The organism is Kluyvera genomosp. 2 (genome assembly GCF_036759865.1).
GTDB lineage: Bacteria > Pseudomonadota > Gammaproteobacteria > Enterobacterales > Enterobacteriaceae > Kluyvera > Kluyvera ascorbata_B.
In genome coordinates this window covers 21465-35876 of record NZ_JAPKIA010000005.1, presented here as the reverse complement: position 1 = coordinate 35876, position 14412 = coordinate 21465, and the positions used below count along the sequence as shown (strand labels likewise).

Below are 14412 nucleotides of genomic sequence, written 5' to 3'. Positions count from 1 at the left end.
CCTTATAAAAACGGCACAGTTCCCTATTGTTTAACGCCGGGCGTGGCCGCGCCCGGCGTTTGCCGATGACTTATCCGACAACAATATGGTTCTGTTCGACGAGATCGCTAAGCTTGATATTGTGTACATCGTCAAGAACCAGCAAATCTGTAGAAGAATATTTCGTTCCGCTGGCGCCATCTCTGTCAATTGAGATCACCGTCCCTTTTCCTGTGTCGGTTACCGTCAGGAAATTGCCTAATGATGACGACTGGCCGTCCCAGCCAACCAGCAGGCTGTGAATGTCAATTTTGTCCCCCTGAGCGAGCGAGAAGTTGCTCCAGTGATCCACGCCGTTACCACCGGTAGCATCGGTGCTGTTCAGCAGGTTATAAATCAGCGTATCGCCGTAAGCAGAGCCGATAATCACGTCCGACTGGTTAGTGCTGGTGAACAGCGGATTCATGTTAATGGTTAAGGTGGCGGTATCGGTGTGGCCGTTTTGATCGTTCAGCGTATAGGTGAACACCTCTTTATTGACGATGTCGGACGGGTGCACGTTACTGTTCAGGGTATAGGAGTACGACCCGTCAATATTGACGGTCAGCGTACCGTAATGCCCGGTAATGGTCGCGCTGGTCAGGCTGCTGAGCGGGTTAGTGGTGGTGGCGTTGAGCAGCGGCGTCAGGGTGGCGACGCTACCGTTGAAGCCGCTAATGGTTAATGTGGTGTGCGAGCCGGAGAGCTGGTCCATCGCCCCAGCGGCGTCGCTGCCGTCGTAAATATTCCCCGTCACGTTGTGGCTGCCGGTGATCAGGAAGTTGTCCAGATCGTACGAGGTGCCGACGAACGACGGCGTGATGGTAATGGCGCCCAGTTGTGGAATGCCCATATCGGCAATCAGGTGTAGGGTATAGGTATGGCCAGCGCTCAGTTCCAACCCGCTTAGGCTCAGCGTATTCACATTATTGAACAGCGTTAACGCCCCTTTCGCGACGCTGTTAGTGGCGACCTGGACGCCATCTTCATACAGCACCCATTTCAGCGCCAGGCTGCTGATAGCGACGCTTGAGGCAACGCTGAAGCTGATGGACACCGCCTTCAGCGCCGTTCCGGCGGCCACCGTAAAGGTGGTATCGGTTTCCAGGTGCGACGTCGATTTTGCCAGCGTGGTGGCCGCGCCGATGAGGCTGGCCCCGGCGGTCGTGACCTGCGTGGTGCTGAGCGACATGGCGCTGCTGACGTCATCTACCGCATCAAGCGCGTGTGCGCTAGGTTGAATATTCAGCGTCGCGGAGGCCTGTGTCCCGTTTTGCGCGGTGATGGTGTAGATAAAGCTGTCCGGCGAGGTAATGCTGCCTGCGCTGACCCCGCTTTTCAGCGTGTAGGTATAGTTACCGTTGGCATCAATCACCAGCGTACCGAATTTTCCGACGATCGATGTCGTCCCGCTGCCGGCAACGGTGACGCCGTTGACCTGGGTGACGTGGGCGCCGGTGGCGGCGATGCCGGCATCGTTGCTCAGAACGTTGCCGCTGGCGGCCGCGCTAAGGCTATCGACGCGATAGGTGTAGTCCGCCAGATAAGTGATGGTGTAGCCGCCCAGCAGGTTCAGCCCCTGCGCGGAGTTCATCACAATCAGGTACTCGCCTCCCGGCAGCGTCAGGGTGGTGGCGTCCGATTTTCCCCCCAGCAGCGGCACGATGAGCCAGTTGGTTTTTGACTGGAACAGCTCGTACTGCTGCGTGACCACGTTCAGGCGGTAAACATAGAGGTCAAAGGTCGCGCCGATCATCACGCCGCCCGCAGAGCTTTGCAGAGTGATGACGCGGTCGGTACCTTCGGCCACGCTCAGCAGCGTGGGGTTACGCATATCTTTCAGCAGGCCGACGGAGATGACGTCTCCCAGACCCAGGCTGACGATCGTATAGCTCGTCTGGCTGGCAGGCAGCGTAGCCGCCGTTGCCGCGTTGACCTGGGTGTTGTAAATCATGCTGACGCTGTCATCCACCGCGGTGAGCGCGCTGGTACTGCCAGCACCCAGGGTAATCACCAGGTTGGCGGAGCTGCTGACGCCCCCCTGCACGATGGTGTAGGTAAAGCTGTCGGAATGCCCGAGGGCCGTCGCCGTGGTGGTGGGATAAAGGGTATAGGTGTAGTCGCCGCTGGCGTTAATCACCAGCTTACCGTACTTCCCGTTAATGGTCGTTCCGGCCGGGTCGGCGGTGACAGGGGTGGATACGCCGTTGAGGGTAATCGCCGAGACGACGGTACCAATTGGCGCGACGTCGTTGCCTTCGGTAAGCAGATTGCCCTGATGCGGCGTCGTTTCCGTCAGTACTCCCGGGGTGGTTTCGGTCAGCGTGACGTTAATGCCGGTATAGGCGCCAACGGCCAGAATGCTGGTGTTGTAGCTCAGTACCCGGTAGTTACCCGCCGCCAGCCCGTCCATTTGCAGAGATATACCGCTGGCGCCGAGGGTCAGCAGATTGGCGAACTGTGCCTGGGAGGAGTCGACAATGGTTGTCCACGCCTGAAGATTGGTATCAAACACCTGCACCACAATCAGCTGCGAGCTGAGCAGTGAAAGGACGGTGCCGGTCGCAATAGCATTGATGGTGGCGCTGCCGGTGTTATTGGCGTCGACGGTGAATTCTGCCTTCGCCACTTTATCCGCCAGCACGGTAATGGTGTTGCCGAGCGCGTTAATCAGCTGCGCGCCGTAGCCGCTGGCCTGTTTGACGGTGACAACGGCATTGGTGGTAATGTCGGTCAGGTTGATGATGTCATCGTTAGCGGCGATCGGCAGCGTGGGGGCGTGGATCGTGGTATTCGCTGATTTATTCCCCGCCGCGTCGGTGGCGCTGACGATAAGGGTTTCGCCGCTCACCAGCCGTGAAGGCAGCAGGGTGGACCAGTTGCCGCTGGCATCGGCCGTCACCGTCAGTTTGCTCCCGTTAGGCAGCGTGATGGTGATGGTCGCATTGGCTTCCGTATGGGTGCCCGTTGGGTTACTGATGCTATAGCCGTCGGCGCTGACCTGCGCATCCGGTGCTGCGGGGGCGGTGGTATCGACGATGATGGTTATTGCAGCAGATGCCAGACCGGTGCCGGTGCTGTTGGTCGCCGTGGCGGTAAAGATATGGGGGCCTTCTACCAGCGCGGTGGTGGTCTGATACTGCCAGACGCCGTTGTTGTCTGCGGTAACGGTGGCGAGCAGTTTCCCGTTGTCATAGATGTTGACGCTGGCGCGCGCCTGGGCGGTGCCGTTGAGGGTCGGTAGGGTATCGTCGGTTGTTTTACCGTTGCCGATACTGCCCTGAATGCTGCCAAAATCATCGATGATGGCGCTAATCACCGGCGCGCCCGGTAGGGTGCTGAACTGCGCATAGACGTCGGTCGGCAACCCTTGGTTACCCGCCGCATCGGTCGCGTAGGCGCTCAGTTTTTCTCCGTTAGATTGCGTCGGAGAGAGCGTGATGTTGAATTTGCCCGTGGCGTCGGCGGTGCCGGTGCCTAATACGACGCCGGTGGCGCTCACCACGGTGACTTTACTGCCAGCTTCGGCGCTTCCTGAAAGGATGTTGCCTGCCAGGTTGACGCTGAGATCTTTTGGCGCATCCGGCGCGATCAAATCGACGGTTAGCGTACGGCTGGAAGAGCTGCCGCTCACGTTGCCAGCCGCATCGGTGGCTTTCGCCGTTAACACGTGAGTACCGGTGAGCAGCGGCACGAGCGGCGTAAATGTCCAGTTACCGGAGCCGTCGGCGGTGGTTGTGCCAATACTTTTGCCGTTGTCGAAAATCTCAACGAGCGTATTTTTTTCCGCTGTACCGGAGATCACCGGAATGACGTCGTTGGTGGCCCCCTGATCCGCTACGTTACCGACCTGCGGCAGCGTATCGTCCAGAATGGTCGTGATGATCGGCGCGTTGGGGGCCGCGGTATCGACCACGACGGTGAACGAGTTAGAGGCTAATCCCGTGTTGCCTGCGGCATCGGTCGCTTTGGCGGTTAAGGTGTGGGAGCCATCTGCCAGCGCGGTGGTTGGCGTAAAGGACCACACGCCGGTTAAGGCGTCCGCTTTCACCTGACCAATCGATTTATTGCCGTCATAAATGGTGACGGTTGCCCCCGGCTCTGCCGTACCGGTAAGCGTCGGACGATTATCGTCGGTGACCTGATTTTGCGTCAGGTCGTTTTGCAGTGTGCCGACATCATCATGCACGGTGATAATAATCGGAGCCTGCGGTGGCTGGGTATCGACGATCACGGTGAAAGGTGACGAATCAATACTGGTGTTGCCTGCGGCGTCCGTTGCCGTCGCGGTCAGCGTGTGGGTGTTGTCAGACAGCCCCGTCAAGGAGACGCTCCAGCTGTTGTCGGCGTTGACTGTGGTTGTCGCTATGGCGGAGTGGGTCACGCTGTCGTAGATGATAATTTTGGCGCCAGCCTCACCGGTACCGCTGAGCGTCAGATTGGGTTTATTGGTTGGGATGCCGACGATAGGCGTGCTGCCGTCGCTGGCCTGCAGAATAATCGGTGCGGACGGCGCAACGGTATCGATGGTTAGGGTGAATGAGCCGGACGCTACGCTGGTTACCCCGATAGCGTTAGTGACCGTGGCGGTGAAGCTGTGCGGACCATCTTTCAGCGGGGTGGCCGGCTGCCAGGACCAGGTACCGAGTACCGTGGTGGTTACATTCGTGACAAAGACACCGTTGTCGTAAATGGCGATCGTGGCATTGCTTTCGAAGCTTGTGCCGTGCAGCAGAGGGCGACTATCGTCGGTAGCGCTGCCGTTATAGAGCACATTCTGGAGGGTTCCGACGTCGTCATCTGCGGTCAAAATTGTCGGCGCTAGCGGCTGAACCGTGAAGACTGTATAGGCGATCGGCAGCGATGTACTGGTATTGCCTGCGGCATCCGTGGCGGTGACGTACACGCTGTGGAACAACCCGGCGGCGTAGGTGCTATCAGGCGTAAATGACCAGTTTCCGTTGCTGTCGGCGGTAACGCGGCCCAGTTCGAGGAGGTTGTCATAGATGATAACCTGCGCGCCGGCCTCCGTCTTACCGCTGATGGTGGGGTGTGTTTCATCGGTGACGGTACCGTTAAGAATCGGCCCTTTCAGGACACCGGTGTTGTCGGTGATCACTAACGTTGAAACCGCCGGCGGCGTGATATCGATGGTGGTGTGGAAGAGAGGACTTGGGTCGACAAAGTCCGGCTCAGTGACGTAAAAGGTGTGTGCACCTTCGCTCAGCGAGAGCTCGTAGCTCCACTGGCCGTCGAGACCGACTAACACCGAGTCAACTACCTTGCCGTCGACGTAGATGGTGACGTACTGCCCCGCAGTGCCGAGGCCGGTCAGGAGCGGGGTCGTGTCGTTCGTCACCTGATTATCACCCAGGCTGCCGATATTGAGGGGCGTATCGTCGATAATTGCCACGATGACCGGCCCGGTGGCGGTCGGGCTCTGGACATACAGGTTAAACGGCCCGGCGGCGTTGCTGATGTTGCCCGCAGCATCGGTAGCGGTAGCGGTCAGCGTATGGGAACCCGCGCTCAGCGTCGGGCTAAATGACCATATGAGACTGCTATCCACGTTAATCGTGCCAATTTTGTTACCGTTGTCATAGATATCGACCGTCGAACCCGCCTCCGCGATACCGTTGAGCGTCGGGGTCGTATCTTTGGTCACCTGGCCCGTAATCAGCGGCAGGCCAATACCACTTGAATCATCCGTCACCGTGAACAAAGGCGCGGTTGGCGCAATCGTATCGACGTTCAGCGTAAAGTCTGCGGAGGTGGTGCTGACATTACCGGCCGCATCGACGGCGAAGACGCTGAGGGTATGGTCACCGTTAGTGAGCGGTACGTCTAAGGTAAAACTCCAGGTGTGGGTTGTGCTATCAACCGTTGCGCTGCCGAGATAGCGGGAACCCTCATAGATACTGACGCTGACGGCACCTTTTTCGGCGGTGCCGTTCAGCGTGGGTTTGGTATCATCGGTGATGGGCTTCAGCGGATTAATCGTTCCCTGATACAGCCCGACATCGTCGGTGACGCTGGTGATGACCGGCGCTGCTGGCGGCGTGTTATCGAAGGTAAAGGTAAAACTGTTGGAGATACCGCTGGTGTTGCCAGCCGCATCGGTTGCCGTCGCCGTTACAACGTAAGTTTTATCGCTTTGCATGGCGCTGAGGGTATATGACCAGACGCCGTTTTGATCGACCAGTGCGGTACCCACCTCGGTTCCATTCAGCGAGATATGTACGGTGGAGCCGCTTTCGCCGCTGCCGGTGAGCTTCGCGGCCGGATCGTTGGTTGCTCCGTTATTGAGTACGGCGCCAACGGCCGGGGAAACCGCGTCGTTGAGCTGAATGATCGCCGGCGTTGTCGGCGGGATCGTGTCGATAACGACGCTCACCGGGGCCGAAGGTATACTGAGATTGCCCGCGCCATCGACGGCGACGGCGGTGAATACATGGCCGCCATTGGGCAGATTGCCGTTCGCCGTGAAGCTCCAGTGGCCCTGACCATCTGCTTGGGTATAGCCGAGGTAGGTGTTGGTATTATCGTAGATTTTGACCGTCGCATGGGCTTCGGCGGTACCGGTCAGTTTTGGCCTGGCGTCATTGGTTAATTTATCAATCAGCGCCTCGGCATCGTTAACCAGCGCGGTAATGACGGGTTGAGCTGGCGGAGTGATGTCCGGCGCGGCGATCGTTGCCGGCAGGCTCTGGTTGTGCGAGGCGTCGGTGGCGGTGACGCTCAGCAGCTCGCCGTTAATTTGCTGCGGCTGCAGTGCGATGCTGAAATGACCTGATTCATCCGCGTAGCCGCGGCCGATTTCGTAGGTATCTGGCCCGGTGATAATCACCAGGCTACCGGCCTCCGCATGGCCGCTGAGCGTGGCGCCGTTGTCGGCAATCTGGAGTTGGTCCGGTGCGGTCGGCGGGGTTAAGTCGGTGGACAGGATCGTTGACGGCAGGCTGGTATTATTGGCCGCGTCTTTGGCAACAGCGGTCAATAAATCACCAGCGAGCTGTGCCGGATTCAGATCGATCGTAAAGCTGCCGTCGTTAGACGTGACCTTCACAGAACCAATGGGCGTGCCGTGACCGTCGGTGACGGTAACCGTGCTGCCGATTTCGGCCTGGCCATAAAGGTGCGTTCCGTCAACGGAGAGGCTGTACAGAACAGGCGCGTCCGGCGGCGTGGTGTCCGGAGCCACGATAATCCCGGGAAGGCTGGTGTTGCCTGCTTTATCGGTCGCGTAAGCGTCCAGCGTTTCGCCGTTCAGCTGTTTGCTGCTCAGATCGACGGTAAACGCCCCGCCGCTGTCGGTAACGACGACGGTACCGAGCACTTTGCCGGAGTCTGATGTGATGGTAATGGTGCTGCCCACTTCGCCAATGCCGCTGAGATGCAGGCCGTCGGCAGAGATTTGCAGGTTGTGCGGGGCGTCCGGCGCGCTCATATCCAGCACCAGTACAAAGGTGCCGGATTCTTTACTTTCCTGGCCGAGCACCGATGCGGTGGCGGTGATTTGGTATTGCCCGTCTTTAAAGGTTCCGTCTGCCGGACGATAGGACCAGTTACCGTTGGCGTCGGCGGTAGTGCTGCCGATAGCCGTACCGTTGCTGTAAATAATGATTTTGGCATTTGCAACGGAGGTACCGTTAATTTGCAGGTGGCTATCGTTAGTTGCGACACCGCTGGTGACCATCGGCGTCGTTGGCTTGTTGCTCTCGGTTACGCTGACAATAGCCGGAGCCGCTGGCGGGGTGCCGGTGTTATTCAGGCTATTATCATTACCACCACTATTATTACTGGTGCCGCCATTATCGCCAGCGCCATTATTATTGTTACTGGTACCGCCGTTGTTGCCGTTGCTATTGGTCGACGAGCCGGTACTTGCACCGCTTGAGTTACCGCCACCGCCACCGCCACCACCGCCACCGCCACCGGCAGCCAGCCCGATACCGGCTGCCGCACCCAGACCGCCCAGCACCCACGGCCAAACGGCGGCCCCTTCATGTTGAGTTCCTGAAAGGGCTAACAGTGCATCAATGTTATCAAGGTGCTCGAAATGAACGGCTCCATTCGTATCCTGCACCCACCATAGCGCCCCCTGGCCATCTTCAAGCACCAGTTGGTTTGCATCGGCGCCAGTGGTCGCGTAGAAATTTTTAATGGTGATCGTTTCGCCAGAGTGTCGGGTAATCACCAGATCGTGGTTTACCTGCTTCATGGAGGCGATATCGGACCTATCCAGATGTAGCTTCACGATGGAAGGCGAAGTGAGGGTGATAACGTTGCCATCAACGTTGCTGGCGACAGCGGTCAATTTTGAAATGACGGATACGGTGCCCATAGGTTCACTCCATTCAGTGAGGTATCAACTGATAGTGCCTGTCGTTTTTAAAATCACTTTTTGGTTAATGCATAAATGCTTTCTGGCTTTTAGACAAAAATATCCCGCCCCGCTTGCAGAACGGGTTTTTAAGATAATTCTCAAATTGAAATTTGATTTAGGTTGCCGTTGTTTTTATAACGACGATTGCTGTGCGTTCGTCCATGGTTTTTAAATTATCCGTTGATTACGGTATAGCTTAAAAATAACGCATATCACAAATTAAGCATGCCTTAACAGTGATTAACGCCTGGTGAATTGCACTTTTTTTTCAGTGAATACAGCAAGGTTAAACGATGCTTGCGAAAGCGTTGAAGGTAATCAATCTCTTGATTCACGCTGCTTTTATATTAAATCATGCGCTAATGGCATGCGACAGTACTTGCTGAATCATTGTGGATATTGATGTTTTAATTGCTGTCTTAGGAAATGTCTGAATTGCTTTTTAATGAAGAAATGGCCTGGTTGGGTAATGTTTATATAAGCCATTTGAAATATGATATATGCTATATCATGATTATTTAAATATTCAGCAAGCTACGGGTTAAAGATATTATTCATTATTGATGATATGAATAATAAACAGAGGTTATTTTTATTTTTCAAATAAGGGTAAACATCGGTCAGTGAGAAAATAACTGGCGGTTTCCCCCCACGGCAAGAACCGATAACCCGATACTCTCTGTTGCTGCTGGAGAATATCGGGGTTATAGAAATGGCCTATGGCCTAGCGCCCGGCATGTTTCATAATGCGAGCTTTATCCAGCTGCCATTCACGATCCTTCAGATCGGAACGCTTGTCGTGCTGTTTCTTCCCTTTCGCCACGCCGATTTTGACTTTACACCAGGCGTTCTTCCAGTACAGGGAGAGGGCGACGACGGTATAGCCTTCACGGTTGATGCGGCCGTACAGGTTATCCAGCTCACGTTGGTTAAGCAGCAGTTTACGGGTACGCGTGGGATCGCAGACGTAGTGGGTGGAGGCCACGGCCATCGGCGTGAAGTTGGCACCGAACAGGAAAGCTTCGCCATCTTTCAGAATGACGTAGCTGTCGCCGATGTTGGCTTTACCTGCGCGCAGAGATTTAACTTCCCAACCCTGGAGGGCGAGACCCGCCTCAATTTCTTCTTCGATAAAGTATTCGTGGCGGGCGCGTTTATTCAGCGCAATGGTGGCCGATCCAGGTTTGTGTGCTTTTTTCTTTGTCATAATATCCTGAAGTTATCGCTAATCTGATAAACATAGCCTCAAGCTCCCGCGAGGCGCAATACGCTATCTTAGCACGATATAGCCCGCGTCCGTTTTTTTTAACCGGAGATAAATGATACTATTTACGCCGTGTTTGATCATGGAAATTGCTATGCCTCAGATTAGCCGTACTGCGCTGGTGCCCTACAGCGCAGAGCAAATGTATCAACTGGTGAATGATGTGAATGCCTACCCGGATTTCCTGCCTGGTTGTACCGGCAGCCGCGTTCTGGAGTCTGGTCCTACGCAGATGACGGCGGCGGTCGATGTCTCAAAGGCTGGCATCAGTAAGACCTTTACCACGCGCAATACGTTAACCGATAACCAAAGCATCCTGATGCATCTGGTCGATGGGCCGTTTAAGACGTTGATCGGCGGCTGGAAGTTTACGCCGTTAAGTGCTGACGCCTGCAAGATTGAGTTTCAGCTCGATTTTGAGTTCACCAACAAACTGATTGAGCTGGCGTTTGGTCGCATCTTTAAAGAGCTGGCGCTGAACATGGTGCAAGCGTTTACGATGCGCGCGAGAGAGGTTTACCGTGTCGGGTAAAATAGCCGTTGAAGTGGCCTATGCGCTACCGCAAAAGCAGTATCTGCAGCGCGTGACGCTCGATGAAGGGGCGACGGTAGAACACGCTATTCAAGCCAGCGGGCTGCTGGCGCTGCGTGATGATATCGACCTGAGCAAAAATAAGGTGGGTATTTATAGTCGCCCGGTGAAGCTGCAGGACGAAGTTCATGACGGCGACCGGGTTGAGATTTATCGCCCGCTGATTGCCGACCCGAAAGAGCTGCGTCGCCAGCGTGCCGAGAAATCAGCACAGAAAAAGGGATAGCCGCCGCTAACGAATGGACAATAAAAAAGCGCTCAGTGAGCGCTTTTTTGTCATTACAGGCTAGCTTATTTGGTCAGCGCTGGCTTGTTGTCGATATTGGTCAACACGCCGCTGCTGTTGAAGGTCAGCGTCAGCGTTTGCTGGGTCGCGGCTTCATGGCCTGGCTGCTGGCGGAACACGTAGAACCAAGTGTTGGTGCCGAACGGGTCGGTCATCATCGGGGTACCTAAGGTGTAGGCTACCTGTTGCTGGGTCATACCCGTATGGATTTTGGCTACATCGTTAGGTGCCAGGTAGTTCCCCTGACTAATATCAGGACGGTAAACCACTCGCTCCAGAGTGGAACAGCCTGCAGTCATCATCAGAAGAACCGCTGCGGCAGCAGTCAGCGTTTTACAGCGCATAGTGATTTGATTCCTTTTCGGGCCCGAGCAGTACGCGGCTCATATGTCATGTGCCGATGATAATAGACCTGAGGTAAGTTGGAAACCTTTGATATCAGGTCTGACGGCGTTTTTATTGTGAACTCAGACTGTAAGAAATCCAAAAAGTTTATGCGGCCAGCAACTCTTTCGCATTCGCCAGCGTATTCCGCGTGACTTCACTGCCGCCTAACAGGCGTGCCAGCTCTTGCAGGCGCGCGCGTTTGTCCAGCGGCTGCATGTGCGTTTCAGTCATGGCGCCGTCGGTTTCTTTGCTGACGTAGAAGTGGTGATGACCGCAGCCAGCCACCTGCGGCAGGTGGGTAACGCACATCACCTGCGTTGATTCACCCAACTGGCGCAGCAGTTTGCCCACAACCGCCGCCGTCGGGCCGCTGATGCCGACGTCCACTTCATCAAAAATCAGCGCCGGGGTTTCCATTTTACGCGCCGTGATGACCTGAATGGCTAGCGCAATGCGTGACAGTTCACCGCCGGACGCCACTTTCGCAATGGCCTGCAGCGGCTGGCCCGGGTTGGTCGTGACGCGAAACTCAATACGGTCAGCGCCTTCAGCCGTCAGGTGCTGTTCTTCAAAGCTAACGTCGATATCAAAGACGCCGTGCGGCATGGAGAGCATGTGCATGCTGTCGGTAATCAGCTGTGCCAGCTCCTGAGCGCTTGCCTGTCGCTGATCGTGCAGCTGACGTGCGGTTTCCAGCGCCAGATCGTGATAGCGCGAGACCGCGAGTTTCAGCGTCTCCAGCGAGTCGCTTTGATCGTCCAGCTGTTGCTGCTCATCAAGTAATGACTGGTAGTATTCCGGCAAGGCTTCCGGCGCGATTTGATGTTTCCGCGCAAGCGAAATCTGCTTAGACAGCCGCTGCTCAAGCTCAAACAGGCGATTAGGGTCGAGATCCAGACGGTCGCAGTAATGACGCAGTTCATCGCTGGCCTCGCTCAGCTGAATTGCGGCTTCTTCCAGCATGGACAGCACGCCAGACAGTTTACCGTCCATGCTGGCGAGCTCTCCGGCTAACTGACGCGCGGTATAAAGCTGGCTTTGCAGATTGACCTCTTCGCCGTCGGCCAGAATAGCCAGCGCGTGCTGGCTGGTTGCGATAAGTTGCCCGCTGTTGGCAAGGCGTTTGTATTCTTCATCGATCTGTTCGTATTCACCCGGCTGCGGATTGAACTCGATAAGCTCTTTCAACTGGTACTGCAGCAGCTCTGCGCGGGCGGTTCGTTCCTGACTTTGCTGCTGATGGGTGGCAAGGTCACGGCAGCTTTGGTTCCACTGACGGTAGTGCTCCGCCATTTGGCGAGCCAGTTCGGACTCGCCGGCGTAGGCGTCGAGCAGATGCTTTTGATGTTCGGGTTTGACCAACTGCTGGTGCGCATGCTGACCGTGGATTTGAATCAACAGCTGGCCCAGCTCCCGTAGCTGCGAGAGCGGCACCGCGGTACCGTTAATAAAGCCGCGCGAGCGACCGTCGCTGCTGATGACGCGGCGGAGCAGGCACTCGCGGCCGTCTTCCAGCTGGTTTTCTTCTAACCAGCGCAGGGCGGCAGGCGTATCTTTTAGGGCGAAGCGTGCGCATAGGTCGGCACGGCTGGCACCGGCGCGTACCATATCGGCCTCTGCGCGGCCGCCCAGGCACAGGCCGAGGGCATCAATTGCAATAGATTTACCGGCACCGGTTTCCCCGGTGATGGCCGTCATGCCGCTGTTGAAGTCGATTTCAAGTTCACGAACGATTGCAAAATTGCTGATGGTCAGTTGTGCCAACATAGCCGCTTTCCTGTATGAAAACCCATAACTGTGTTTTCATACAGTATAGACTGGTTTTTTATCCAGTAAAGAGGTGGCGGTAAAATTAGAACAATTTTTTTGACCAGCCGAGCTTGGTGCTTAATGTGTTGAAATAGCTATAGTCTTTGGGGTGAATCAGATTCAAGTGATAATCGCAGCGGCGAATCAGCACATCTTCACCTTCCTGGATAGGCAGGGCTATCTGGCTGTCACAGCTGATCTCCAGATCGCTACGGCGGTGCGAGAAGCGCAGGCGAATGGTACTGTCGCCGTTGATCACCAGCGGGCGTGCCGAGAGCGTGTGTGGGAACATGGGGACCAGCGTGATGGCGTCCAGCGACGGCGTGAGAATCGGGCCTCCGGCGGAGAGCGAATAAGCGGTAGAACCGGTCGGCGTGGAGATTATCAGGCCATCGGAGCGCTGTGAGAAAGCGAAAGTCTCATCAATGTAGACTTCAAATTCAATCATGTGCGCCACTTTGCCCGGGTGCAGCACCACTTCATTAATGGCGGTACTGATGCGTTTCTGGCAATTTTGCTGGCAGACCTGCGCCTCCAGCAGAAAGCGTTTTTCGGCGATGTAGTTGCCGTCCAGCACGTCGGCAAGCTGCTGATGGGCATTGTCCGGATCGAGGTCGGTAAGAAAACCGAGGTTGCCACGGTTAATGCCGATAACGCTGATGTCGTAGCGGGCCAGCGTACGCGCTGCGCCGAGCATGTTGCCGTCGCCGCCCACCACCACCGCCAGGTCCGCTTTCTGACCAATTTCCGCCAGCGTGCCGGTTTTCACATTGTCCAGCTTGAGCTCCTGGGCAATCTGGCGTTCGACAATCACATCGAGGCCTTTGGTACTCAGCCAGCGATAGAGCATTTCATGTGTCGTCAGGGCCGTCGGGTGACGGGGGTGTCCTACAATACCGATACACTTGAAATGATTGTTCATTTTCTGAATGTCCTTGTGCCGAAGATTGGTGACAATGTGAGAGCTTCCCTTGAAACCCGGAATCAGATCCCCATAATAATCCAGGTTAGCGAGATGATTGCGAAAAAACGCGGAGAAATTCATGAGTAGTAAAGAACAGAAAACGCCTGAGGGGCAATCCCCGGAAGAAATTATCATGGAACAGCACGAAGAAGTTGAGGCGGTTGAACCAAACGCTTCTGCTGAACAGGTGGATCCGCGCGATGAAAAAATTGCGAACCTTGAATCGCAGTTAGCGGAAGCTGAAACCCGCGAGCGTGAAAGCGTGCTGCGCGTGAAGGCTGAGATGGAAAACCTGCGTCGTCGTACTGAGATTGACGTTGAGAAGGCGCATAAGTTTGCGCTGGAAAAATTCGTCAACGAACTGTTGCCGGTGCTGGATAGCCTGGACCGCGCGCTGGAAGTGGCGAACAAAGACAACGAAACCATGGCGGCAATGGTCGAAGGGATCGAACTGACCCGTAAGTCGATGCTGGATGTGGTGGCGAAGTTTGGCGTGCAGGTGGTTGCGGATATCGATGTGCCGATGGACCCGAACGTACACCAGGCCATTGCGATGGTTGAGTCCGATGACGTTGCCGCTGGCAACGTGCTGATGGTGATGCAGAAGGGGTATACCCTGAACGGCCGAACCATTCGTGCGGCGATGGTGTCCGTCGCGAAGGCGAAGGCCTGACGTTGTTTTAACCCTCTCCCCGCCAGGGGAGAG

General features: G+C 55.9%; 7 protein-coding genes and 2 pseudogenes. 3 read left to right on the top strand and 6 right to left on the bottom strand.

What is annotated here, in order from left to right; genetic code table 11:
* Nucleotides 1-70: 70 nt before the first annotated feature.
* The 3 genes and pseudogenes from V6942_RS23410 to smpB form a co-directional block, all read right to left on the bottom strand.
* A pseudogene (locus V6942_RS23410) lies at nucleotides 71-1819 on the bottom strand (BapA/Bap/LapF family large adhesin); the annotation flags it as partial.
* 255 nt (nucleotides 1820-2074) lie between these two features.
* Nucleotides 2075-8362 (bottom strand): annotated as a pseudogene (locus V6942_RS06385) (Ig-like domain-containing protein); the annotation flags it as partial.
* A gap of 766 nt (nucleotides 8363-9128) precedes the next feature.
* A complete protein-coding gene (gene smpB / locus V6942_RS06380) occupies nucleotides 9129-9611 on the bottom strand; it encodes an SsrA-binding protein SmpB (RefSeq protein ID WP_106928390.1) in 483 nt (160 codons plus the stop codon).
* A gap of 151 nt (nucleotides 9612-9762) precedes the next feature.
* On the opposite strand from smpB, the gene V6942_RS06375 reads away from it, so the two are divergent.
* Both V6942_RS06375 and V6942_RS06370 read left to right on the top strand, forming a co-directional pair.
* Nucleotides 9763-10200 carry a type II toxin-antitoxin system RatA family toxin gene (locus tag V6942_RS06375; protein WP_197974850.1) on the top strand — a complete coding sequence of 146 codons (438 nt, stop codon included), beginning with the start codon at nucleotides 9763-9765 and terminating at the stop codon, nucleotides 10198-10200.
* Nucleotides 10190-10486: an RnfH family protein gene (locus V6942_RS06370; RefSeq protein WP_182967240.1), complete on the top strand. Its 297-nt coding sequence runs from the start codon at nucleotides 10190-10192 to the stop codon at nucleotides 10484-10486. Before V6942_RS06375 ends, V6942_RS06370 begins: the two co-directional genes overlap by 11 nt.
* Before the next feature lie 65 nt (nucleotides 10487-10551).
* Here the strand turns inward: V6942_RS06370 and bamE are convergent, their stop codons facing one another.
* The 3 genes from bamE to nadK all read right to left on the bottom strand — a co-directional run bounded on the left by bamE (nucleotide 10552) and on the right by nadK (nucleotide 13664).
* Entirely contained in the window at nucleotides 10552-10890 is a 339-nt protein-coding gene (gene bamE / locus V6942_RS06365) for an outer membrane protein assembly factor BamE (RefSeq protein WP_106928396.1), read from the bottom strand.
* 148 nt (nucleotides 10891-11038) lie between these two features.
* The gene (gene recN / locus V6942_RS06360) at nucleotides 11039-12700 is read right to left on the bottom strand and encodes a DNA repair protein RecN (RefSeq protein ID WP_106928398.1); all 1662 of its coding nucleotides are present in this window, start codon (nucleotides 12698-12700) and stop codon (nucleotides 11039-11041) included.
* An 85-nt stretch (nucleotides 12701-12785) separates the two neighbouring features.
* Nucleotides 12786-13664, bottom strand: coding sequence for an NAD(+) kinase (gene nadK / locus V6942_RS06355; RefSeq protein WP_106928400.1), 879 nt, complete (start codon nucleotides 13662-13664; stop codon nucleotides 12786-12788).
* Nucleotides 13665-13785: 121 nt separating this feature from the next.
* Here nadK and grpE point away from each other — a divergent pair, with 121 nt between their 5' ends.
* On the top strand, nucleotides 13786-14379 hold the full coding sequence (gene grpE / locus V6942_RS06350) for a nucleotide exchange factor GrpE (RefSeq protein ID WP_106928402.1): 594 nt from the start codon (nucleotides 13786-13788) through the stop codon (nucleotides 14377-14379).
* Nucleotides 14380-14412 lie beyond the last annotated feature (33 nt).